The 21,053-nt window shown below is 61.8% G+C and carries 25 protein-coding genes and 3 pseudogenes; 17 read left to right on the plus strand and 11 right to left on the minus strand.

Going from position 1 to position 21,053, the window contains the following annotated elements; all coding sequences use genetic code 11:
• Window positions 1-128: 128 nt before the first annotated feature.
• Window positions 129-890, minus strand: a complete 762-nt coding sequence (locus tag IVA82_RS37630; RefSeq protein ID WP_247391661.1) for a DUF899 family protein — start codon at window positions 888-890, stop codon at window positions 129-131.
• 479 nt (window positions 891-1,369) lie between these two features.
• Between IVA82_RS37630 and IVA82_RS37635 the strand changes: the two genes are divergently transcribed.
• Window positions 1,370-1,636 (plus strand): hypothetical protein, encoded by a 267-nt coding sequence (locus IVA82_RS37635; RefSeq protein WP_247493805.1) that lies wholly within the window; start codon window positions 1,370-1,372, stop codon window positions 1,634-1,636.
• A 70-nt stretch (window positions 1,637-1,706) separates the two neighbouring features.
• Here the strand turns inward: IVA82_RS37635 and IVA82_RS37640 are convergent, their stop codons facing one another.
• Together IVA82_RS37640 and IVA82_RS37645 are read right to left on the minus strand one after the other, a co-directional pair.
• Window positions 1,707-2,066: a cupin domain-containing protein gene (locus IVA82_RS37640; RefSeq protein ID WP_247493806.1), complete on the minus strand. Its 360-nt coding sequence runs from the start codon at window positions 2,064-2,066 to the stop codon at window positions 1,707-1,709.
• Between the two features lie 109 nt (window positions 2,067-2,175).
• Window positions 2,176-2,397: pseudogene (locus IVA82_RS37645) on the minus strand (IS66 family transposase); the annotation flags it as partial.
• A gap of 302 nt (window positions 2,398-2,699) precedes the next feature.
• Between IVA82_RS37645 and IVA82_RS37650 the strand changes: the two are divergent.
• The 7 genes from IVA82_RS37650 (at window position 2,700) to IVA82_RS37680 (ending at window position 8,922) form a co-directional block, all read left to right on the plus strand.
• Window positions 2,700-3,233, plus strand: a complete 534-nt coding sequence (locus tag IVA82_RS37650) for a DUF305 domain-containing protein (protein ID WP_247391655.1) — start codon at window positions 2,700-2,702, stop codon at window positions 3,231-3,233.
• A 5-nt stretch (window positions 3,234-3,238) separates the two neighbouring features.
• Complete coding sequence (locus IVA82_RS37655) at window positions 3,239-3,799, plus strand: cytochrome c (RefSeq protein WP_247391653.1); 561 nt, start codon at window positions 3,239-3,241, stop codon at window positions 3,797-3,799.
• Window positions 3,800-3,831: 32 nt separating this feature from the next.
• Window positions 3,832-4,803: a cytochrome c oxidase subunit II gene (gene coxB, locus IVA82_RS37660; protein ID WP_247391664.1), complete on the plus strand. Its 972-nt coding sequence runs from the start codon at window positions 3,832-3,834 to the stop codon at window positions 4,801-4,803.
• Window positions 4,800-6,713: a cytochrome c oxidase subunit I gene (gene ctaD / locus IVA82_RS37665; RefSeq protein WP_247391651.1), complete on the plus strand. Its 1,914-nt coding sequence runs from the start codon at window positions 4,800-4,802 to the stop codon at window positions 6,711-6,713. Before coxB ends, ctaD begins: the two co-directional genes overlap by 4 nt.
• Window positions 6,710-7,312, plus strand: coding sequence for a cytochrome c oxidase subunit 3 (locus IVA82_RS37670; RefSeq protein ID WP_247391649.1), 603 nt, complete (start codon window positions 6,710-6,712; stop codon window positions 7,310-7,312). The genes ctaD and IVA82_RS37670 overlap by 4 nt, the downstream gene beginning before the upstream one ends.
• A 355-nt stretch (window positions 7,313-7,667) precedes the next feature.
• Window positions 7,668-8,531 (plus strand): cytochrome c oxidase assembly protein, encoded by an 864-nt coding sequence (locus tag IVA82_RS37675; protein ID WP_247391662.1) that lies wholly within the window; start codon window positions 7,668-7,670, stop codon window positions 8,529-8,531.
• A complete protein-coding gene (locus IVA82_RS37680) occupies window positions 8,512-8,922 on the plus strand; it encodes a c-type cytochrome (protein WP_247391648.1) in 411 nt (136 codons plus the stop codon). Before IVA82_RS37675 ends, IVA82_RS37680 begins: the two co-directional genes overlap by 20 nt.
• Before the next feature lie 11 nt (window positions 8,923-8,933).
• On the opposite strand, the gene IVA82_RS37685 is transcribed toward IVA82_RS37680, so the two are convergent.
• Window positions 8,934-9,830, minus strand: a complete 897-nt coding sequence (locus tag IVA82_RS37685; RefSeq protein WP_247391647.1) for a cytochrome c — start codon at window positions 9,828-9,830, stop codon at window positions 8,934-8,936.
• A 261-nt stretch (window positions 9,831-10,091) separates the two neighbouring features.
• Here IVA82_RS37685 and IVA82_RS37690 point away from each other — a divergent pair, with 261 nt between their 5' ends.
• The 3 genes from IVA82_RS37690 to IVA82_RS37700 all read left to right on the plus strand — a co-directional run bounded on the left by IVA82_RS37690 (window position 10,092) and on the right by IVA82_RS37700 (window position 11,255).
• Window positions 10,092-10,343 carry a hypothetical protein gene (locus IVA82_RS37690; RefSeq protein ID WP_247391635.1) on the plus strand — a complete coding sequence of 84 codons (252 nt, stop codon included), beginning with the start codon at window positions 10,092-10,094 and terminating at the stop codon, window positions 10,341-10,343.
• Window positions 10,327-10,752, plus strand: coding sequence for a metallophosphoesterase (locus IVA82_RS37695; protein ID WP_247391633.1), 426 nt, complete (start codon window positions 10,327-10,329; stop codon window positions 10,750-10,752). Before IVA82_RS37690 ends, IVA82_RS37695 begins: the two co-directional genes overlap by 17 nt.
• A 101-nt stretch (window positions 10,753-10,853) precedes the next feature.
• Complete coding sequence (locus IVA82_RS37700; RefSeq protein ID WP_247391631.1) at window positions 10,854-11,255, plus strand: hypothetical protein; 402 nt, start codon at window positions 10,854-10,856, stop codon at window positions 11,253-11,255.
• On the opposite strand, the gene IVA82_RS37705 is transcribed toward IVA82_RS37700, so the two are convergent.
• Both IVA82_RS37705 and IVA82_RS37710 read right to left on the minus strand, forming a co-directional pair.
• Window positions 11,212-11,784, minus strand: coding sequence for a low affinity iron permease family protein (locus IVA82_RS37705; protein ID WP_247391629.1), 573 nt, complete (start codon window positions 11,782-11,784; stop codon window positions 11,212-11,214). The two genes, IVA82_RS37700 and IVA82_RS37705, sit on opposite strands and share 44 nt — an antisense overlap.
• A gap of 18 nt (window positions 11,785-11,802) precedes the next feature.
• A pseudogene (locus tag IVA82_RS37710) lies at window positions 11,803-12,032 on the minus strand (MFS transporter); the annotation flags it as partial.
• A 150-nt stretch (window positions 12,033-12,182) separates the two neighbouring features.
• Here IVA82_RS37710 and IVA82_RS37715 point away from each other — a divergent pair.
• A pseudogene (locus IVA82_RS37715) lies at window positions 12,183-12,477 on the plus strand (hypothetical protein).
• Here IVA82_RS37715 and IVA82_RS37720 read toward each other — a convergent pair.
• A complete protein-coding gene (locus IVA82_RS37720) occupies window positions 12,438-12,611 on the minus strand; it encodes a hypothetical protein (RefSeq protein ID WP_247391627.1) in 174 nt (57 codons plus the stop codon). The pseudogene IVA82_RS37715 and the gene IVA82_RS37720 overlap by 40 nt on opposite strands.
• Window positions 12,612-13,214: 603 nt before the next feature.
• Between IVA82_RS37720 and IVA82_RS49225 the strand changes: the two genes are divergently transcribed.
• Window positions 13,215-13,571: a hypothetical protein gene (locus IVA82_RS49225; protein ID WP_346658825.1), complete on the plus strand. Its 357-nt coding sequence runs from the start codon at window positions 13,215-13,217 to the stop codon at window positions 13,569-13,571.
• Window positions 13,572-13,596: 25 nt separating this feature from the next.
• Here IVA82_RS49225 and IVA82_RS37730 read toward each other — a convergent pair whose 3' ends face one another.
• Complete coding sequence (locus IVA82_RS37730; protein ID WP_247391625.1) at window positions 13,597-13,836, minus strand: hypothetical protein; 240 nt, start codon at window positions 13,834-13,836, stop codon at window positions 13,597-13,599.
• Window positions 13,837-13,879: 43 nt separating this feature from the next.
• Complete coding sequence (locus tag IVA82_RS37735; RefSeq protein WP_247391622.1) at window positions 13,880-14,803, minus strand: Ku protein; 924 nt, start codon at window positions 14,801-14,803, stop codon at window positions 13,880-13,882.
• 166 nt (window positions 14,804-14,969) lie between these two features.
• Between IVA82_RS37735 and IVA82_RS37740 the strand changes: the two genes are divergently transcribed.
• On the plus strand, window positions 14,970-15,185 hold the full coding sequence (locus IVA82_RS37740) for a hypothetical protein (RefSeq protein ID WP_247391620.1): 216 nt from the start codon (window positions 14,970-14,972) through the stop codon (window positions 15,183-15,185).
• Window positions 15,186-15,506: 321 nt separating this feature from the next.
• Here the strand turns inward: IVA82_RS37740 and IVA82_RS37750 are convergent, their stop codons facing one another.
• The gene (locus IVA82_RS37750; protein WP_247391618.1) at window positions 15,507-15,908 is read right to left on the minus strand and encodes a hypothetical protein; all 402 of its coding nucleotides are present in this window, start codon (window positions 15,906-15,908) and stop codon (window positions 15,507-15,509) included.
• A gap of 426 nt (window positions 15,909-16,334) precedes the next feature.
• On the opposite strand from IVA82_RS37750, the gene ligD reads away from it, so the two are divergent.
• Both ligD and IVA82_RS37760 read left to right on the plus strand, forming a co-directional pair.
• Window positions 16,335-18,149, plus strand: a complete 1,815-nt coding sequence (gene ligD / locus IVA82_RS37755) for a DNA ligase D (protein ID WP_247391615.1) — start codon at window positions 16,335-16,337, stop codon at window positions 18,147-18,149.
• A gap of 6 nt (window positions 18,150-18,155) precedes the next feature.
• Window positions 18,156-18,653, plus strand: coding sequence for a hypothetical protein (locus IVA82_RS37760; RefSeq protein ID WP_247391614.1), 498 nt, complete (start codon window positions 18,156-18,158; stop codon window positions 18,651-18,653).
• Window positions 18,654-18,737: 84 nt separating this feature from the next.
• On the opposite strand, the gene IVA82_RS37765 is transcribed toward IVA82_RS37760, so the two are convergent.
• Window positions 18,738-19,049: a hypothetical protein gene (locus IVA82_RS37765; protein WP_247391612.1), complete on the minus strand. Its 312-nt coding sequence runs from the start codon at window positions 19,047-19,049 to the stop codon at window positions 18,738-18,740.
• A 490-nt stretch (window positions 19,050-19,539) separates the two neighbouring features.
• On the opposite strand from IVA82_RS37765, the gene IVA82_RS37770 reads away from it, so the two are divergent.
• Window positions 19,540-20,187, plus strand: a complete 648-nt coding sequence (locus IVA82_RS37770) for an NAD-dependent epimerase/dehydratase family protein (RefSeq protein WP_247391610.1) — start codon at window positions 19,540-19,542, stop codon at window positions 20,185-20,187.
• Window positions 20,188-21,053: the final 866 nt, after the last annotated feature.

Consider the following 21,053-nt stretch of genomic DNA (forward strand, 5'->3'; position numbering starts at 1 on the left):
ATGGCATTTGCCATCGCTTCACCTCCACCGATCAGCTCATGCCAGGCTGTATCGCAGGCGAACCTCGCGATGGCGAGGTGGGGGCCTCATGCCGGTTACGGCCTATCGCTGCATTGCGCCAACTGACGCTATGTACCAATTCCGGAAGTTCTCCAGTGACGTCGCCAGTAACCACGGACGTCCCGGCCATCGTCGCTAAGCCGGCTGTGACCGTCATCGAATTGATGGCGGCCCTTGGGCGTGAGATCGAGCCACATAAAGGCACCCATCAGATTTTCAATGCCACGGGAATAGGCCGAGTAGGTGTGGAAGATCTCGCCAGTCTCGTTTTTGGCAAAGATGCTGGCGCCCATCATATCTTCGCTGCTCTTGAGCGCGATCGTGTCGTAATTGAACTTGGCTGTGCCAGCGACCAGTTCCTCCCTTTTGAATGACACCCCGAAATCAAAGTTGAAGTCACTGCCATAGGATGGCACCCACGGAAAGGTCCAGCCCAAAGCGCGTTTCACCTGCTCGATTCGCTCGATCGGCGCGCGCGAAATCACCGCAAATGACAGGTCGGCATCATCGAAGTGCTTGCGCGCCGCGTCGAAGTGATCGGCGACGAATGAGCACCCTTTGCAAACGTGATCGGAGCCTGGGGTCAGCATGAAGTGATAGACGGCGAGTTGGCCGCGACCATGGAACAGATCGGCAAGTGTGCACTTGCCATCCGCTCCCTCGAAGACGTAGGGCTTCTCAATTTGCACCCACGGCAAATGGCGGCGTTTTTTTCTAAGTTCGTCGAGCTTGTGCGTAATCTCCTTCTCTTCGACGAGCAGTGCCCTGCGTGCGGAAAGCCATTCCTCACGCGAGACGACTTTCGGTGGGGAGAGGGTGCCTGCTGCCATAATCAAGACTCCTAGATTGTAGGTTCTAAAAGTAGGTCCGCGCCGGTCGGTTCCGGGCTTGCCTGGCAACCAAACGCGATGCCGTCGCCTGGCTAAGCTGCTCCAACGCCGCCGGCCGGCATGGTTGACCAAGCGCTGAAAAGATTAAAGCTCGGCCTCGGACGAGTGCCTTACAGAAACTGTCGGCGTTACTTGCGGCTAGTGTACCACGCTTAGGGCATCGCGACTTGAGCCAATGGCCCCGCTCACCCCGAGACTTCAGTTCCGATGTCACTCAGGCCAGTCCGAGAGACGGCGCAAACCTATGCTCGAAAGTGACCTCCGGGAATTTTTGATAAACCTCAATCGTTCCGCGCGACCCGAGGCCTCACTCCCGCAGCGGGAACTTGCGTGAACAATGAGCAGCTTGATGCCAGGTATTATGGGAACGAATTGTCGCATGCAGACATTCTCCAACTCCACAATCGAAGGAGAATAGGATGCGCAAGTACTTGTTTGCTGCAGCAATTGTGAGTGCGATCGCGACACCCGCAGTTGCGGATGAAGTTGGTGTCGGCGTTCAGGCCGGTCCAGTGGGCGGAGGTGTCACAGTCGGAGAGTCTCACGAGCACCGGCCCGTTGATCGGGACCGCACAACGGTCATCAAGGAGCCCGAGCATCGGGAAAGTGATAGAACGACCGTCATTAAGAAAGAGAATGAGGACGGCAGCCGAGAGAAAGCCGTCATTCATCATGACAACGACTAACAAAATAGCCCGGACCACCGTCCGGGCTTTTCTCTTGCCTTGCGAGCACAGAGACGATCTGTTTGCCTCGCTACTTCTTACTCGGATCGTCGGCTGGATTAACGTAAGTAATCCCGAATGGCCCTTGACCATGGATTTGAACAACAGAAGAACTGCTTGTCCAACCGTAATGATCCATTTTGGCAGGCGCTTCGGCGTGTCCGCCCGCTGTTAGCTCGATCGCTTTCTTCTCATCGAGTTTGTCGCCCATTCCGATGTGAAAGTTGCCTGATATGACCGTAGCGCCTTCATATGTTGGATGATTGTGAGCGGGAATTTTATAACCGCTTGGCATTTTTAGGCGCAGAACAAACAGACCTTTTTTGAGGGGTCGCCCGAGAGTACCGTGATTTCCGCTCCGTTCGGCAAGGTGGGTGGCGCTGCCTCCCATTTAAGGTCACCAGCGTTAGTCGGCATTTTCATATCATCGGATGGTCGGGTTCGAACTGGAGCCCTTCGAGAACAAGCCACCCAAGAGGTTGGAAGCCTTCTCTACCCCGTCCACGGTTGATGCGGCGCTTGGCGGCGTGGCTTGCCCGCTCGGCTGGCGCCGCCGCTTCGTTCTCGGCCTCAGTGCTCGCCGCCGTCTGCTCGGCTTCTTCGAGGCCGAACAGCAATTGATCTTCCGGCAGCGTCTCGGCCCGTCGGCCGAAGCGGTGACGCTGCAACTCCTTGTTGATTTGCTCCAGCCGTTCGGCGCGCGCACGCTCCGCCAGCAGCATCGCCTTGAGCGTGCCGGGATCGTCGGGAACCCTCCCTGTGCCTGCCCGCTGAAGCTGCGGGCCTTGAATTCTCCCGACCGGCCGCGAATGGCACAGCCGAAAACCAAGAGAGACCTCACCTGATCGACACCTTCAGAATCCGTAGCTTGAAGGAGGCTTCCGCCAGACACTCGTCTTCGGCGGCAAATCTAATGAACGAATCTCGGATTTTGTAGAATAGTAGACATTTATGTTATGCGAACAATATCAATGATTTGGCATTATGTAACATTCATCTCATCGTCGCAACCGGCCGAGCAAAGATGCGTGTTGGCATAGGCTTCAATATCGAAGGCCGCGCTCGACTTGGAGGTGTTTGCGAAACTTTGATTTATACATCTGCTTCGTATCGTTCCGGGACGATCTCGCGGTGGCTGCGCTGGGTGCATGGCGATGCACCAAGGCTCGAAGTAGGTTTCACCTGGATGACCGTCGCGGGAACTGGGCTGCTCGGAACGGTCGCGCTGTTCGGTAGCCATGGCTATGAATCACCATGGCTGGGGTCTTTGAGGCAAGCCGAGATGTGGCAAGTCAGGACCGCGCCAGCCGACCGAGAGATGATCCGGCATCACGAGGCGGCGGTCACAATGGCTGACCGGATGTGGCACAGCCGCGGCGACCCGCGGTTGTGTATCAAGGCGCATGCCATCCGCCATGAGCAGCAGGCAGAGATCGCGCTGATGCGGGGCGTGAGCCCTTTCGCAACATGCTGGGCAACAGCGTCAATCCGCCGTCAGGAACTTCGGCCGGACGTGTCGATTGACGTTTGTAGTTCCCTACCCCTGACGATCAGATGATGCGGATGGCCGGTGTTGTCGTCTTTTGCCTTGCAGCCGCTTTGGCCGGATGCCAGCGCGAACAACGGCAATTGCGGCTCGATCCACCGATTGCCGATGCGCTCGACAAGGTCGCGCTGATGCCGAACGGCATCAGCGGTGCGCCGCCGGAGGTCTATTTTGCACTTGGAAGACCTTACGAGGTCAACGCCTACAATCTCAGGCAGGGCAAGCGGCTGTATTCCTGGTTCGGCTGCAGGACCTGTCACGGCGACGGCCGGGGCGGCAGCGGTCCCGGTTTCCTCGATGGCTGGTGGTACTACGGACCGGAGATGGTGTCGATCTTCGCCTCGATTCGCGACGGCCGGCCCCACGGCATGCCGGCCTTTCGCAACAAGGTGACGACCGAGGAGATCTGGCAGCTCGCGGGCTACGTGCAGACCATCGGCTCCTATGAGGGCAATACCGCCGCGCCCAGCCGTAACGATGAGGCGCAAACGCGGCCCGCCGAAAATCGCGCGCCGGCGAAGCTCATGTTCGATCAGGGGCCGACCCCGATTCATCCCGAGCAGGGACCGACGCCGTGATCCGCTCGGCGCGACAGACGTGTCTCTGCGTGATGCTTGTGGCATCGCTCGGCGGATGCGACGGCTGGCAGTCCGCGCTCGATGCGCACGGCGCCTCCGCGAGCGGCCTGAAGCAGCTCATCATCCTGATCGTCAGCGTCTGTTCGGTGGTCTGGATGCTGGTGATGATCGCACTGATTGGAGCGCTCTGGCGCGGCGGGGATGTGCGACCGCCAATGCCTGCGCCTCGGCGCGAGCGACACATCACCTTCGCTGTCATTGGAGCCGTCGTCGCCACGGTGCTCATCATCTCTACCTTCACCGTCATGAGCTTCTTCGCGACGCGCCTGCTCAGCGTGGCAGGTCAGGACGACCTGACGATCCGGGTGCGCGGCCTGCAGTGGTGGTGGGGCGTGGAATATATCGGGCCGGCTCCATCACAGCGGTTCGAGACCGCCAATGAGATCCATGTTCCCGTTGGCCGTAACGTGCATCTCAAGCTCGAAAGCCTCGACGTCATCCATTCGTTCTGGGTTCCGAGCCTCGCGGGCAAACAAGACCTCATTCCGGGCCGCTCGAACGAGCTCACCATTCGCGCCGAACGGGCCGGTGTCTATCGCGGTCAATGCGCCGAATTCTGCGGCATGCAGCACGCCCACATGGCGTTGCTTGTCGTTGCCGAGACAGAGAACGATTTTGACAGATGGGCGAATGGGCAACGCCAGGCCGCGATCCAGCCGGCCGAAGAGGAGATCGCTGCGGGCTTGCAGACGTTCCTGGCAAAACCCTGCGCCGCCTGCCACACCATTCGCGGCACGCCCGCCGCCGGCATCACCGGCCCTGACCTCACTCACGTCGCGGGCCGCCGTACCATCGCGGCAGGGCTGTTCGAGACCACGCGCGGCTCGCTTGCCGCCTGGATCGCCGATCCCCAGACCATCAAGCCCGGCAACAACATGCCGATGGTGCCGTTGACGCCGGATGAGCTGCGCGCCGTGTCCGCCTATTTGGCGAGCCTCAAATGATCGATTCCGCCACCGCGCCCGATACGCGGGATATCGAGCTGAAGCGGACGCGCCTGACCAGCGCGCTCGCCGAAACCTGGAAGACACCGCCAGGCTTCTGGGGCGCGGTCGCGACCGTCGATCACAAGATCATCGGACGGCGCTACATCTTCACGGCGTTCGTGTTCCTCGCGCTGGGCGGCGTGCTGGCGATCCTGATCCGACTCCAGCTAGGGCAGCCCGAAGCGCGCCTGCTCAGCCCCGATCGCTACAACCAGATCTTCACCATGCACGGCGCGAATATGATGTTCCTGTTCGCGGTTCCCGTGATGGAAGCTGTGGCGGTCTACCTCGTGCCATTGATGGTCGGCACCCGCAACATCGCCTTCCCGCGGCTCAATGCCTATTCCTACTGGATCTATCTCGCCGGCGGCGCCCTGCTCTGGATCGCCTTTGCGCTCGACATGGGCCCGGACGTCGGCTGGTTCGCCTACGTGCCGCTATCCGGCCCGCAATATGGTGCAGGCAAGCGCGCGGACATCTGGGCGCAGATGATCACCTTCACAGAGCTTTCGGCGCTGGCCGTGGCCGTCGAGCTGGTCGTCACTATCTTCAAGCAACGCGCACCGGGCATGACGCTCGACCGCATCCCGGTGTTCGTATGGGCGATGCTGGTGACGTCATTCCTCGTGATCATGGCGATGCCGGCGGTCATGATTGCGAGCACTAGCCTGATCCTAGATCGCCTCGTCGGCACGCATTTCTACAATCCGGCCGAGGGTGGCGACGTGCTGCTCTGGCAACACCTGTTCTGGTTCTTTGGCCATCCCGAGGTCTACATCATCTTCCTGCCCGCAGCCGGCATGGTCTCGACCATGATCGAGCCCTTCGCGCGGCGGCCGGCCTTCGGCTATCTCGCGCTGGTGATGGCGCTGATCGCAACCGGCATTCTCGCATTCGGTCTTTGGGTACATCACATGTTCGTCGTTGGGCTGCCGCGGCTCGGCGACAGTTTCTTCACCGCATCCAGCATGGCGATCGCGATCCCCGCGGCTGTCCAGGTCTTCTGCTGGCTGGCGACGCTGTGGGATGGGCAACCGCTTTTCAAAACCCCACTTCTCTTCATCATCGGCTTCATCGTCACCTTCGTCATCGGCGGTCTCACTGGGGTCATGGTTGCCTCAGTGCCGTTCGATACCCAGGTGCATGACACCTATTTCGTCGTCGCTCATTTTCATTATGTGCTGATCGGCGGCGCCGTGTTTCCCCTGCTCGGCGCGATCCACTACTGGTTTCCCAAGATCACGAGCAAGATGATGAGCGAGAGGCTCGGACGCTGGTCGTTCTGGCTGATCTTCGTCGGCTTCAATGCGACCTTCTTCCCGATGCACATCCTCGGCCTTCAGGGCATGCCGCGCCGCATCTACACTTATCAGCCCGACCTGCCGTGGCATGGGCTGAACCTGTTCGTCAGCCTCAGTGCAATCGTGCTCACGATCGGGTTCCTGCTCTTTTTTATCAACGCCATGGCCAGCATGAGCGGCGGCGAGGTTGCGCCCGAGAATCCCTGGGATGCACCAACACTGGAATGGGCGACCACCTCGCCGCCTCCGAGCTACAATTTCGCGATGATCCCCGTTACCACTGGACTGCATCCGCTCTGGGACAACCGCGACACGCTTCCGGTCGCCGACGGATTGCGTACGGATCGGCGCGAGCTCGTTGTGACCTCGCTTGCGACCGCCGAGCCGCAGGCGCGCGAAGCCTCGCCCCAGCATTCGATCTGGCCACTCTGGGCTGCCATCGCCACCACTGTGATGCTGATCTGGTCGATCTTCTCGCCGTGGGCCGTGGTGTGGGGTTCGATTCCCCTCGCGATTGCGCTGATCGGCTGGTTCTGGCCCAAGGGCACGCCGGAGGATGAGTCTTGAGGGAACGGATCGCACTCGATCTCGGCAAGCTGCCGCTCCATGGCCTCGGCGCGGCGAGCGTCACCTGGTGGGGCACGCTGGCCTTCATGCTGATCGAAGGCACCGGCTTTGCGCTCGTGATCGCCGCATATCTCTATTTGATGAGCCTGGCCGCAATCTGGCCGATCAACGCTCCGGCTCCGGACCTGCTCCCGGGAACGCTGGTAACGGCGATCCTTCTCACCAGCTTGGTTCCGAACATCCTGATCTCGCGCTGGGCCGGGCGGCAAGAGTTGCGCAAGGTGCGGATCGGCATGGTCATTATGTCGGTCTTGGGGATCGCACCGCTGGTCGTGCGAATCTTCGAATTCCCGGCGCTCAGGGTCAATTGGGACAGCAACGCCTATGGCTCCGTGGTGTGGACGCTGCTTGGGCTGCACACCACTCACATCATTACAGATCTCGTCGATACACTCGTGCTCGCGGTGCTGATGTTCACGCGGCATGGCTGCAACCTGAGACGGTTCGGCGACGTGCAGGACAATGCCATGTATTGGAACTTTGTCGTCGCGACCTGGCTTCCGATCTATGGCTGCATCTATTGGCTGGCACGGCTATGAGCGCCTGGAACCCATTTGCAAATCTCTCGGTCTGGGCCGGGCTTTGGCTTGCACCGATCATTTGGGCGGCAAACATGCAGCTCGGACAGATCTTGCCTTACGTTGACTGCAATCGGCGGCTGCATATCACGACGGTCGCATCATTTCTCGGCGCGGCCATGGCGACCTTCTCCGGACTCGTGTCGTGGCGATGCGGACGGCGATTGGCGGGCGACGCCGCTTCGCATCCCAACACATCCGTCTTCAGCGGCCGAGTGAGCGCACTCTCGGCTGCGATTTTCACCTTTGCGCTCCTGATGCAGGGGATTGCCTCGATGGTGCTGAGCGGATGCGAAAGATAGCTTCGGTGATCGTCATGATCCTGGCGAGCCCAGCGCACGCGCATGGGCCCGCGCAAGACGTGGCGGGCGCAAGCTGGACGGTTGATCCATGGATCGTCGTCCCGCTCGTCGCCTTCGGTTTGATGTACGGTGTGGGCGAGTTGGTCCTCAGGCGGCGCGCGCAAATCGTCAAGGGCCGGACATGGCGCGATGCTGCCTGGTGGCTCGGTTGGCTTTCCCTGATTATTGCATTGGTATCGCCGCTGCATTGGCTTGGAGAGCGGCTGCTCGGTTTTCACATGATCGAGCACGAGATCCTGATCGCGGTTTCGGCGCCGCTGATCGTGATCGCACGGCCGGTCGGGACCCTCCTCTGGTCGTTGCCCCGTCGCGCGCGAGCGCTGGTCGGCCGCGGGATGCGGCTTCCCCTCACCGATGCGGCCTGGTCCTTTCTCAGCTGCGGGCGTACTGCCACGCTACTGCACGGTATCGCGATATGGGCCTGGCATGCGCCACCCCTGTTCGACGTGGCCGTCAACGATGTTCTCGTGCACCGGCTCCAGCATCTGAGCTTCTTCCTCTCGGCCATTCTATTCTGGTGGTCGGTATTTCGGCGAAGCGAGACCGGCGCAGCCGCCTGGCACGTGTTCCTGACCATGCTGCACACGAGCATTCTGGGCGCCCTGATGGCGCTGTCGCCTCGCCTGCTCTACCAGGAGCAGACGACCGCCGCAGCTGCATGGGGCCTGACCCCGCTCGAGGACCAGCAACTGGCCGGGATCATCATGTGGGTGCCGGCGGGCACGATCTATGCCGGCGCCGCCCTGACGCTCATCGCGTTGTGGATCAGGTGTGCCGGCAAACACCGCGAGCAGGCCGATGTATTTCTCGCTCTCTAGGCGAAGCGGCTATGCAATCGCCGTGGTCGGCCTGCTCGTCGCAGCCGCCATCGCGACCGGCTTTGTCTGGAAGTCCCGGCAGCAAACCGAAAGCCTTGCCCGAGCCATCACCGGCGGAGATCCATCGCGGGCGCCGGCACTGATGCGCCGCTATGGCTGCGCCGGATGTCACACCATCCCCGGTGTTCCCGGCGGCGACGGGCGGGTTGGCAGCTCGCTTGCCGATCTCCGCGAGCGCGTGTACATCGCCGGCGTCGCGACCAACTCGCCCGACAATCTCGCGCGATGGATCGTCGCGCCGCAGACCTTCTCGCCACGAACAGCCATGCCGGCGACCGGGATCAGCGAGAGCGAGGCACGCGATATCGCAGCCTATCTCTATGCCCAATAACGCCGACGCGTTCACGGCCTCGCAGTCGGTCTTGACGGCAACGACTTGATGAAACTCGCAATCGCCTCGCGATCACTCTCCGACAGCATGGCCGTGTTCGTGACCACATCCGCCATCGACGAGCCGACGCGGCCATGGTTCGGCGTGTTACCGGTTTTCAACATCTCGGCCAATTGCTGCTCCGACCAGTGGCCGATGTGGCCGGGGGTAATATTTGGATAGAAGCCCGCGCCTTCGGGATCCTGTCCGCCGGCATAGCGCGTTCCCGACTTGATGCCGCCAAACATATCGCGCGACGAGTGACACGCCGCACAGTGGGCGAGTGCCTCGCTCAGATAGCGTCCGCGATTCCATTTTTCGTCATGCGTGGTGTCGGGCGCGATCGGACCCGGCCTGAAGTAGAGGAGCTTCCAGAAGCCGACAAAGCGGCGAATGCCGAACAGCGGGTTGAGGTCGTGGTCCGGAGGACGCCCCTTCACGGCGGGGAGTGTCTGCAGGTAAGCCATCAGATCCTGCACATCCTCGCTGCGCATATGCGTGAAGCTTGGATATGGAAGCACCGGATAGTAATGGCTCCCGCTCGGAGAGACGCCGTTCAAGAGAGCATTGGCGAGATCTCTCGCGGTCCAATTGCCGATACCGTCGACAGGATCCATCGAAATGTTCGGCGTTCGAAACGTGCCATAGGGCGAGGCCAGTGCCAGACCTCCTCCGAGACGCAATCGATCGGGCTGTCCCGGCGAGGCATGGCAGGACGCGCAGTCACCGGCCGCGAAGACGAGCTTGCCTCTGTCCGCATTGCCCGCATGATCGGAAATCCCGGTGAGATCGGCTGTGGCGAAGAGGTCGGGCGCGGTGATGACGCAGGTCACAACGGCGACCAACGCCGCCGCGCCGATCCCAGTCATCGCCCAGACCCATCCGCGCATTCACTCGTACTTCGCTCGACTGCCCGCCTGGCAAACTAACAGGCCGTGTCGGTTGCGGTTCCTCTGACCAACGCTCGATGCTCGCTCACCGGACGACAATTGGGAACCTTTGTTTTGGCGGCGCGTCGACTCGCGTCGTGGTCGAGACGCGGCAGATATCGCTCCACGGTCAACAGTTAAGCTCATAACCCGCCGTGCACGCGGAGCCGGGAGGGCTCGTGGCCAGGATATTGGACGGACATGCAAGCCGGCTTCACCTTCTCAAAGCTCGCCGATAAACTGGCAAGTCTCGCAGAGCTGTCATCCGGCGATCTCGAACTACTCGCGGAAATTACGAGCAATCTTTGCGACTTCGGCGCCCATCGCAGGGACGACGCAATGACACATTGCTTTGCGAGATTACCGTCCGCCTTCAGAATGTCGGCCTTGCCTGAAATTCACGACCAGCCGCCGTTATCTCCCGGGCTCCGCAGTCTTGGAAACGACCTTTGAAACCGACACCGGGGTGGCCCGGCTCACCGATCTCTGTCCGATCGGACAGCGTCGGATCGCTCGAGCCCATGCGGGAGGTGCTACGCACTATCGAAGGTACCCGGATTTCGACGTCCTCGTGCTGGCCGGCGACCTGATCCCGAGGGCGGAGCGAGGCGTTCGCTGGTTGCTGGAGCGCGTGCCCGACCGGCCGGTGATCTACGTCATGGGCAATCACGAAGGCTACGGCTGCGACCTAATGCGGACGCTCGAGAAGCCTCAGGCCGCCGCAGCAGGCACGAACGTGCATGTGTTGGAGAACGAGACAGTCCGCATCGGCGAAGTGACGTTCGCCGGCGCAACGCTCTGGCGGACTTCGGCCTCCACGGCGATGCACATCGCGCGACGGTCGCCGCCGGCGACCATATGAACGACTACAAGAAGATCAGAATTTAAAACTACGAGCGGCGCTTCCTGCCGCATCACGCCCTCACGCTACATTTCAAGTCTGTGGCGTTTCTGAAGGCCGAAATGCGCAAGCCGCGGGGCGATGCCCGCCTGGTCGTCGTGACGCATCACGCACCCGCGCCCGCGCCTGAGATGCCGCCGGAAGAGCAGCGTTCGGAAAACGACCGCGCCCCCGATCCCGCATACCGCAGCAATCTCCGCCGGGTGATGGTCTCGGCGCCCGACGACGGACTCGGCGCGCTGCGCCCGGCCGAGCTCTGGGTCTACGGCCATACGCACGAGTCCTTCGACGCCGTGATCGGCGAGACCCGCGTCGCGTGTCTAACGCCAAGGCTTACGGCCCGTGGCCACCATGGTTTCGGATGCTTCGCAAGAGCTTGCCTTTGCGTAGCGCGCGCGGCCGAATGTCCACTCCGGCAGATCACGTGCCGTGTCGTCGTGATTCCGGCGAGGGATCGGCCGTAGCCGAATGTTCGTTGCGATCTTCGCCTTGTTGAACATTAGTCCGTACCGATTCTAGTTCCGGTTGCGACAGCCGTTCAATCCCCATGAGGCTATTTCGTCCCTCTGTCGTTCGGATCAATTCGTCGAGCTTCAATTGCAGCGCGGAGCTATCTCTGTTTTGCGTGTTCTGAATCAGAAACACCATTACAAAAGTGACGATGCTGCTGACGGTGTTCATCACCAGCTGCCAAGTGTCTGAAAAATGGAACAGCGGTCCGGAGATCAACCATCCGGCGACGAACAGGATTGCGACCGCAAAGGCCCACGGCCGGCCGCTGTTGGTGGCTGTCCTGGTCGCCATCTTGGTGAACCAGTGATCGCTCTCGCTACTCGCCACAAACCGCCTCCGATAATCATCCCCGGGATTCGAGCTAATAAAGATGCGAGAATTCAAATGTTCCAGTCGCGGAAAAGCCAACACGCTCCACTTGCCTTTACCGGTGCGCTTCGCTGCCGCGCCAAAGCAAAACCTGGCGGCTTCAGGCGGCACCGTGGAGCTTGGATGTCGTCAGTATCGCTTTAGCATCGAGGCAAACGCCATCCACAGCGCAACCGATATCAGTCCAAACGCCCCCGCAACAGAAAGGTCGCTTCATAGCCGATCCATTGCGCGATCCAGCCGCCGAGAGCCGGACTGAGGGAGGCGCCCACGCCTTGAACGGTAATCAAAGTGCCTTGGCCGAGATTGACCCGGCCTGTGCCGCTGAGTGAACGGGCTACCATTCCCGGTACCGCGACACGCTGCTGCCAAATTGGCGGTCCGGCTGTGCACAGCCGGCGGAACAGGTGGAAAAGCGGCAGTCACCACGATTTCGAATCTCTACCCTGTGCTAACCGCCCGGAACGGCGGACGGGCGCGAAGGATTCGTCCCGGACAGGAGCGGATCGATGCTGATGAGGAAAGAGAGACAACCGGCGATCCGGACGCTGCGCGGCTGGGCGATCTCCGCGCTGCAGGAAGCCGACGCCATCCGCGAATGCGAGGAGCACGGCTGGATGCAGGACCGCCAACCCGCACGCGCGCGACCGCGCGTTCGACATCGCTCGCACGGATCCGCCCTCCGGTCTATCCCCGCAGGAAGCGGTCGAGGAAATCCGGGACGTCCTCGACTCGATCGGCGATACCTGCCCGGAGTGCCTATCTCAGGACCGTCCGCCCGACCGCCCGGAATTGGCCGGATAGAGCGGGCGCGTTCGCGCGAGTTCAAGCCAGGCCAGGGCAAGCCCGATCCAGCGCAGCCGTTCGAAGCCGTCCGCGTTCGCGGCTTCCTTCATCGCGGCTTCCGCCTGCCGCCGAGGATCATAGTCGTTGTCCATGCGTGAAAGATCGTAGCCAACCATCGTAAATGATAGATGGCTAACGCGCCCGTACGAACCCGGAGACGCTTCGAAGCAGGGTGCCGTCCCGCGCAAATCAAATCATCCCGACAAGGACGAAGAACTCCACCTCGGCCAGAAACGCGACCACCATAGTAGTGATGGTGGCGAACATCTCGCGGAGGTGCATTGCTTGCCTCGCATTGCAGCGGCCATGTGCTGAATTCATGAAGTTGCGGTTCCGCCGACCGAGTTCCCGGTATAGCCTCGGTGCCGGGCAGGACGTTCAACCGGGGCGCTTCATGCGAGTGCTCGAACTGTCCTGTTGATGCGTGACCGCGGTGGGTCTGGTCGCGGTGCTCGCGATACTGACATTACTCTGAGATCCGCTACCCCCGCGCACGCCGCAGCGCCGCCGCCAGCGTCTCCCTCACGCTCTCCCACCGGATGTCTTCGGCCTGGATTCGCCGCTCGATCCTGGCCCGTTCGGCCTCAAGGGCTTCGGCCCGATCTTCGTGCTCGCGTCGAGCCTTCTCGAGAGCCGGCTGCGCTCGCCCGACCAGCTTCTCGCGCCTGGCGCGCTCCTTCTCCCTCGCCGCCTGCTTGCTTGCGCCGCTCGGCCTCGTGACGGTTCTGTTCGCGCTCGAACTCCGCGGCGGCCTTGCGGGCGGCTTCCTCGCTGACCTTGCGGACCGGTCCCTTCTTCGGCACCGGTCGGCTCTTCTTTGGTCTGCTCGCGGTCCCACCGCCATCGAGAACGGCGGGCAAACCAGCGTGCTCGGCGAAGCGCCCGCTCAATGCCGCCGGGCGCTTGAAAACCACGCCAAGTTTGGACATCGTCGCGGCGACCACGTCCGGATCGTCCGTCTCGTTGGCGACGCCCTGATGGAAGAGGTTACTGCCGGCGCCCAGGCCTCCAAGGCTGCCTTCATCGACGGCGCCGCGATCGCGAGATCGTAGAAGCCCAGCGAGGTCTGAAATGTCTTCAGTTTCCTTGCCATGCTGCTCGCAGCTCGCAGCGCTTTTCGCGCCGACGGGCGACCCACATTCCGAGCAGGAAGTCGACGAAGAGCGACTGCAACGGAGCCTCGACGGTCACCTTACGCAGCCGCTCGGCCCAGCGGAGCGCGGCATCTTGCGAGGGCGACTGCAGCGGCTGCCGGCGCGCTCCGGAAGTCTGCTCATTGCCGTCGATCTCGTTCGTCAGCCCGGAGGCTTCGGTCATGGCCGACGCTTCCTTCATATCCATGCGGCTCTCCTTTCTGGCGTCAGGCGGACTTGCGTTGCGGCCTCGCCGCCGGCTTCTTCGCCCCCGCGTCCTTCGGCTTCTTGCCCTCGATCGGCATCAGCATTTCCTTCTGGCCGGCCGCCGCCTTACGCGGCTTCTTGGCGGCCTTGCCAGCCTTCACCGGCGCGCCCTCCTGCCTGACGCTCCGCCGCAGCGCCTCCATCAGGTCGACGACGTTGCTCGCCGACGGCTTTGCTTTCGGTGTGATCGGCTTCCCGGCGCGCTTCTGGTTGATGAGCTCGATCAGCGCGGTCTCGTAGTGATCCTCGAACTTCACCGGATCGAAGCGCCCGGCCTTCTGGTTGACGATGTGCCTCGCCAGGTCAAGCATGTCCTTGGTTACTTTGACGTCCTGTATTTCGTCGAAATACTCCTGCTCGGAGCGCACCTCGTACGGATAGCGCAGCAGCGTTCCGACGAGGCCCTTGTCCATCGGCTCGAGCGCGATGATGTGCTCGCGGTTGGTCAGCACCACCCGGCCGATGGCGACCTTGTCCATCTCGCGGATGGTCTCGCGGATCACAGCGAAGGCGTCGTGGCCGACCTTGCTGTCGGGACAGACGTAATAGGGCCGGATCAGGTAGCGCGGGTCGATGTCGCTGCGATCGACGAACTCGTCGCTCTCGATGGTCCGTGTGGACTCCAGCGCGATCTCCTCGAGCTCTTCCTTCGAGACTTCGATGTACTGCCCCTTATCGAGCTCATAGCCCTTGACGATGTCCTCGTTGGGGACCTCGTCGCCCGTGTCCGCATCGACCTTCAAATACTTGATGCGATGCCCGGTCTGCCGGTTGAGCTGGTTGAACGAGATCTTCTCGCTCTCCGAGGTGGCCGGATAGAGCGCCACCGGACAGGTGACGAGCGAAAGCGTGAGGAACCCTTTCCAGTTGGCGCGCGGGGCCATGATACGCAGAACTCCGGTTTACGAGAGGGCGGCTGGGATTCAAGACGATTCAATTCCTCTGGTTCCGACAGTCCGCCGGCCGCCGCCGTGAGCCATCGTTAACGGTCCCGGCAGCGCCAGCGGAAGCAGCAGTCTGCCTTGACTCATAGCGAACAAAGAGGGAACGTTGGGCAGCCCCACGCCCGCCCCTGACGACCTGAAGACCGCCGCCGATCAGGCCATTGCGGCCTGCGGCGGTGACGCCCGGGAAGCGGTCAAGGCACTCATCGTCGCGAACGGCTTTCTGGAGGCGCAGGTCGAGGAGCTACGGGCTTCGGTTGCCGCCGGCTACTCGCGCGGCCGGTTCGACGTTCCGCGCGACCGAAAGGATTGGTACGACTGAGATGACCTACTACGTCGCCCTGCCATTGTGGCCGCTGACGAGGACATCGCCGCCGGCGAGGCAACGGAGTGCTTCTCAGCCGATGCCGCCGTGATGCGCGCCGAGGCGCTCTCTCGCAAACCCGGCATCCTAGGCTCGGTCGCCCCCTGCAATGGGCGACTTCGGACATGCCGAGCTGCTCCGGAAATTCGGCCAGGTGCCCGAGGATGGGCGCGCTATACCTCAAGGGTCAGCAACTATCGCAAGCCGCCGGAGCAACGCCGGCGGCTTTTCTCCTTCATCGATCGTAAGATGCGGCCGAGCTCGAAAGCGCATCATAACTCAAGACGCATTCCGAATCTGCTCGCGAGCCGCACGGCGGCGCTGGCGGCGCTCGCTCCGGCGCTTGGCCCGTTCGGCGGGCAGCTGCAGCGGCGGCTCCTGCACAGCGGCGTTCTCGGCAGGAGCCGTGTTGAGCGGTTCGTCGATTACAGGGCGTGCCTCCATAAATTCCAACACGGCCCGCCCGTCGCTGGTGATCTTCCAACCGCCGCTTTCGCGCACAACGAGACCTTGCGAGAAGATGTCCAGCCCAGGCACGCGCGCCGCGAGCCGGTTGGTCCGGTCGGCCCAATCCCGGCCGCTGGTTGCCAGGATCGCCATATCGCGCTTGAGATCGTCCATCACGGCAAAGCCGTCCGGGTAGCTCACCAGTATCTTCAGGACAGTGACCTGAAAATTCACGCGAGCCCCCCGCCTCGTCCAGCGCCAGATTGTGGGCGCTTGCGAAGGGGCTTCGCCTCGCACCTGGCCGAAATCCTTCGGACGAAGCCTCGCCTCTCTGGCAGCGGAATTCCTGACGCGGCATCGGTGCGCGCGGCGATCTCGTGTCGCGAAGCGCTCTCACAGTCTTGCTCGACCGCGCACAAAGGCGCGCTAGTAGCCATGTCCAACATGAGACGCCCCCGGGGCGGGAAAGCCAGGTTTATAGCGCAGTTCTTCAGGTGTGGGATTCAGGAATGTTAAACATTCCTGGGCCAGCGCAGCCAGCGTTCTCGGAGAGGCGTCCGGGACGGGCACCTACAGGTGAGTCGGCTCGGTCCGCGATACGGCAGTCCCGCCCTGCGTCTGGCTATCCGGAACGATTCGGCGCTTTCGCGTTGAATCCGCATGTGTGCCGTGGCGTTGCGTCAGTCTCGTTTTGGAGTAGCGCGCGTCGCCGGCGCCCGCAAAGCTGCTATTCCACGTTACATCGAACCCTGTGACCCCACCTTGCGCGAGAGTCCGCCGCGGGGCGCGGATTGGGTGTACGAGATCAAGGCGGACGGCTACCGCGCGCAGCTGCACCTGGAACATCGCGAGGTCAAAGTCTATTCCCGCGCGGGCTACGATTGGACCGAACAGTTCTCGTCGATTGCCGCAAGCGCCGCCCAGCTCAAAGCGGAGAGCACGATCATCGATGGCGAGGCCGTTGTGTACGGCGCCGGCGGTCTGCCCGATTTCCAGCAGCTCAGGCGCGAGCTCGGCTCCAGGCGCAGCGAGCGTGTGCGCTATCACGCGTTCGATCTCCTGTACCTCGATGGCTACGACCTGCGCGGCGCCGCGTATGAGGATCGCAAGCATCTGCTGCAGCGCCTGCTGAAGAACGCGCCCGAGACCTTCATCTACGTCGAGGCGCTCGCCGCCGACGGCAACGAGATCCTCGACAAGGGCTGCAAGTTGGGCTTGGAAGGCCTGGTCGCCAAACGACTTGGCGAGCCCTACCGCTCCGGGCGGCAGGAGAGCTGGATCAAGCTCAAGTGCAAGAAGAGCGAGACCTTTCCCATCGTCGCGTTCGTCGAGAAGCTTGGGGCGCATCCGCGCGAGATCGCCTCGCTCTATGTCGGCCGGCGTGAGAACGGCAGGCTGCTCTACGCAGGTAAGGTCCGCACCGGCTACACGGAGACGACAGCGCGAGAGGTGCGCGAGCGGCTCGATCCGCTGATTCGGCGAACATCCCCGCTCGACGTGCCCGTGAAAAAGCCCAAGGCGACCTGGGTTGAACCGTCCGTCGACCTCGAGGTGCAATACGGCGCGCTAACGGACGACGGCCTGCTGCGCGAGGCCGTGTTCAAGGGGCTTCGTGATGATCTGGCGGTCCGCAACGTGAAGGTGCCCCGCCTGGTGCCGTCATCGGCCGCCCGGCTGAAGCTAGGGATCCCTAAGGAAAACATCCTGCAGCTGCTTCCCGATGCGGTGGTGCCGTCGAAAGAGGAGCTCGCGGATTATTGGGCGCGGGTCTGGAACAAGGCGCTGCCGCATCTGGGCCATCGGCCGCTCAAGCTGGTGCGGCACGTCCACGGCACCACTTTCTATCACAAGGGGCCGCTGCCGAAGGAGATCCCGGCCGCCGTGCACCAGCTGCGCATCAAAAAGCGCGAAGGCGCCGAAGGCACGCGGCTGTGGGTGGATAGCATGGAGGGCTTCCTCGGCCTGGTCCAGATCGGGGCCGTCGAACTGCATCCCTGGAACTCGAACGTCGAGGATTTCGAGCGCGCCGACCGCATCGTCGTCGACCTCGACCCCGGAGAGGGCGTTGCATGGGAGAGCGTGGCCGAGACCGCGCTCGAGCTGCGGATCCTGATGAAACGGGAAGGCTTCGGCACCTGGCCGAAGCTGACCGGCGGCAAGGGCATCCATCTGATGGCGCCGCTCGCCGAGCCGATGCTGCACGACCAGGCCCATCGGATCGCCCGCGGCCTCGTCTCGGAATTCGCAGCACGCGATCCCGGCCGCTACATCCTTTCTGCGCAGGCGGCGCGAAACGGCCGCATCTTCCTCGACTATCTGCGCAACGGCCGCGGCACCACCGCGATCGGCACCTATTCGCCGCGGGCGCGAGAAGGCTTTCCGATCGCGGCGCCGGTGACCTGGAAGCGCATCGAAAGCGGTATCCGGCCGGATGCATTCACGATCGAAAGCCCGTTCCGGGTGAAGAGGAGGTAAGCGATCATGGCCGATGCATTCGACCAGTGGATCGAATGGATCCACAAGCCGCCGGGCGACCGCACCGGGCTTTCGTCCGACGTGCACGCGACCGTGATGCTTCTGCCGGAAGAGGACCGCAGCGACCGCCAGAAGGTCAACGCTGCGGTTTGGCATCGGGCCGAGTTGCGCAGGGCGGCACGGACCGTCTGGATCTATCTCAACGCCTACGACGACGGAGAGCGGCGGCACGTCGGTGATCCCGAGAGGATGAAAGTGTTCGCATCCGCCAATGCCGCCGACAGATGGTTCAAGCAGCACGACCCCGAAGGGGTTGCCTGGGAGTACGAAATCGAAGGCGGTCCACGGCAAGAGGCCGTCTGGATCCATGTTGCCGACGAGGTCTCCAGAGCGGTCGGAGACCCGGCCTGGATGAGGCTGTTCGCCTCCAAGCAGGCAGCCGAGAAATGGCTCGAGCAAAACGCGCCGAATGGAAAGATCGCGGATTATCCCATCGAGGAATGAGACGTGAGCACGTTCGTCGACAGCACCGTCTGGTTCGCGGCAACGGCGAAACGCGACCGCAACAACGAACTCGCCAAGTCCATACTAAAGAGCACCGAGGGCTGGGCCCTCACCGATCACGTGCTCGCGGAGACCTAGCAATTGCTTAAAGCGCACTTCGGTGCCGAGCTTGCCGACAGGTTCTGCCAGCGGCTGCGCGAGACTGGCGCGCGTATCGCAACTCTCACCGAAGATGATCTCAAGGCCGCTTGGCAGATCGGGAGCGGCGGAGAGCTCTCCTTCGTCGATCGCACCAGCATTGCCTTCATGGAGCGAAACAAGATCACCCGCGTCGCAACGTCCAGTATTTGGTTTGCGGAACATCGGTGCGGGCGGGATCGCAAGAGCAAATTTCAAATCATTCGCAGGTCATAGCCCGGCATTCCGCACATTGAGACAAGCGATACTGCAGCGCAGACCGGTTCGATTGAGCTACGGCGGAACACAGCTGACCGTCTGCCCCTATGTCCTGGCCACGCCGTCGGGGAGGAGCGAGCATTCGCGCTGGCGCTGGATGGCGCTCGGCAGCGCAAGAAATCCGAAGGGGCGAATGGATCTGCCTGCGAGTCGCCAATGTGCAGGAGATCGAAATCCTCGATCAGCCATGGACGGAGCAAGCCTATTCCGGGCGTGTTCAACGATGCATGGACCAAGTCCACCTGGAGGCGACGCGCCTCCCAGGGTGGGTACTCATAAGATCGTCGAGCTCGCCAAGACGTGCACGCTTCGCCCTCCGACATATCCGTCCCGCCTTAGGAGGTCCGCTAAGCCCAACAAGAGACATTGTGGATCTATTCTCAAAGGTTATATTGTCCCCTCGATTTGAGGATCCGGGATCGGTCGCACCGTGACAACATCAGCTACGAAGCAGGGCCTCGTTGTTGTCACCGGAGGAAGCGGTTATATCGCAGGCTATTGCATCGCTGAACTGATTCATAATGGCTGGCGCGTTCGCACGACGGTAAGAAATCTTGCTCAAGCAGAAGAAGTGCGCGCGACCATACGGACACTAGGCGCCAATGCTGACGAGATAGAATCTGTATCGGCCGACCTGAATTCGGACCTAGGTTGGGCAAACGCCGTTGCAGGCGCGCACTATGTTCTCCATGTTGCGTCTCCAGTGCCAGCGGTCGCCCCGAAAGATGAGGATGAAGTTATTCGCCCCACTCGCGATGGGGCGCTCCGGGTTTTAGCAGCATCGCGCGATGCGGGTGTAAAGCGCGTCGTGATGACTTCTTCCATTGCTTCAATTGCCTATGGCAAAGGCGAACGCGCGCAGCCGTTTACTGAAATAGATTGGACTGACGAGAAGAACCGCAAAGATACGACCGCTTACGGACGCTCAAAGACGATAACTGAACGCGCCGCCTGGGCATGGCAAAAAGCCGAAGGGGGGCAGCTCGAGCTTGTCACGATCAATCCCGTGATAGTCCTTGGGCCAACGCTTGGGTCTCGTTTTTCCGCCTCTCTGGAAGTGTTAAGAAATCGTTCGTGAACTATCCGGCCGCGCTGCCGCCGAACAAGACGGCTATGCCGAACACAAACCCGAAAGTCATACCACCAGCCCGTGTTCGGTGTCGCATAGGCGCGAATAGACGGATCGAAGAACGAAACCAGGGAGAATGGTGCAATCAACCCATGAAGGGCTCCCACCAAAACCCAGGCACTGGATCGCTCATTCCACCGAAGGGCTGCGCAGCGTAGCCCGCGAGAGCAATCGCGGCTACGAACAACACGATGAACCGACGCATGTAGTCCCCCCTCAAGCCACGTCATTGGCGGCCTCTTTCAGGGGATTGTCCACACCCGCGACGAGCAGTAGCTCGCCGCCGTTCCCATCTCCTACCTATCGACAATTTGCCATCGGCGCGTGGCCACGCTTTGATGCCGGTATGCGGCCCCACAAGATCACGTTCGGTTGAGGGGCGGTGCGCGACAATTACGAACGTTCGCTGATCTCTGATGAACCTCGTCCGTCTGTTCGGCGGAGTTGATTGAGGCGCCTTTCTAGTTCTTCCTTTTTGGCAACGATCCTCGCGGCCAGAATCTGATCGACGTCCATGAACAGAGCCCATAACTCATCGACGGACATGTTCTCAAACTGCTGTCGGTAATCACGAATATCCAAAATCCACCGCCGGGGTTGGGGCGGTAGCAGCGAAGTCTTCAATGGCCCGATTTCGTCGCCAATTCAGATTATCGCGTGCTGGCCGGGCCAGCGGGACTCCTCATAAACCGCCTTCCTAGTTTCGCGTGCCGCACCGAAGATTCTGCGCTCGGCCTCGGCTACTTGGCCTCGAAGGTTCTCAAGTTCGGAAACTTGAGAAGCGAGCGCATCAAGGCGTTGGCGCAGAGCAAAAT

The organism is Bradyrhizobium sp. 142 (assembly GCF_023074015.1).
GTDB lineage: Bacteria > Pseudomonadota > Alphaproteobacteria > Rhizobiales > Xanthobacteraceae > Bradyrhizobium.

Bases quoted from the DNA above. Each gene is read 5' to 3' on its own strand.
- IVA82_RS37635 (WP_247493805.1), top strand. From the start codon at position 1,370: ATGCGCAAGTACTTGTTTGCTGCAGCAATTGTGAGTGCGATCGCGACA.
- ligD (WP_247391615.1), top strand. From the start codon at position 16,335: ATGTGTGCCGTGGCGTTGCGTCAGTCTCGTTTTGGAGTAGCGCGCGTC.
- IVA82_RS37760 (WP_247391614.1), top strand. From the start codon at position 18,156: ATGGCCGATGCATTCGACCAGTGGATCGAATGGATCCACAAGCCGCCG.
- IVA82_RS37690 (WP_247391635.1), top strand. From the start codon at position 10,092: ATGCAAGCCGGCTTCACCTTCTCAAAGCTCGCCGATAAACTGGCAAGT.
- IVA82_RS37730 (WP_247391625.1), bottom strand. From the start codon at position 13,836: ATGACCGAAGCCTCCGGGCTGACGAACGAGATCGACGGCAATGAGCAG.
- IVA82_RS37700 (WP_247391631.1), top strand. From the start codon at position 10,854: ATGCGCAAGCCGCGGGGCGATGCCCGCCTGGTCGTCGTGACGCATCAC.
- IVA82_RS37650 (WP_247391655.1), top strand. From the start codon at position 2,700: ATGCGTGTTGGCATAGGCTTCAATATCGAAGGCCGCGCTCGACTTGGA.
- IVA82_RS37720 (WP_247391627.1), bottom strand. From the start codon at position 12,611: ATGGACAACGACTATGATCCTCGGCGGCAGGCGGAAGCCGCGATGAAG.
- IVA82_RS37735 (WP_247391622.1), bottom strand. From the start codon at position 14,803: ATGGCCCCGCGCGCCAACTGGAAAGGGTTCCTCACGCTTTCGCTCGTC.
- IVA82_RS37630 (WP_247391661.1), bottom strand. From the start codon at position 890: ATGGCAGCAGGCACCCTCTCCCCACCGAAAGTCGTCTCGCGTGAGGAA.
- IVA82_RS37655 (WP_247391653.1), top strand. From the start codon at position 3,239: ATGGCCGGTGTTGTCGTCTTTTGCCTTGCAGCCGCTTTGGCCGGATGC.
- IVA82_RS37685 (WP_247391647.1), bottom strand. From the start codon at position 9,830: ATGACTGGGATCGGCGCGGCGGCGTTGGTCGCCGTTGTGACCTGCGTC.
- coxB (WP_247391664.1), top strand. From the start codon at position 3,832: ATGCTTGTGGCATCGCTCGGCGGATGCGACGGCTGGCAGTCCGCGCTC.
- ctaD (WP_247391651.1), top strand. From the start codon at position 4,800: ATGATCGATTCCGCCACCGCGCCCGATACGCGGGATATCGAGCTGAAG.
- IVA82_RS37640 (WP_247493806.1), bottom strand. From the start codon at position 2,066: ATGGGAGGCAGCGCCACCCACCTTGCCGAACGGAGCGGAAATCACGGT.
- IVA82_RS37680 (WP_247391648.1), top strand. From the start codon at position 8,512: ATGTATTTCTCGCTCTCTAGGCGAAGCGGCTATGCAATCGCCGTGGTC.
- IVA82_RS37675 (WP_247391662.1), top strand. From the start codon at position 7,668: ATGATCCTGGCGAGCCCAGCGCACGCGCATGGGCCCGCGCAAGACGTG.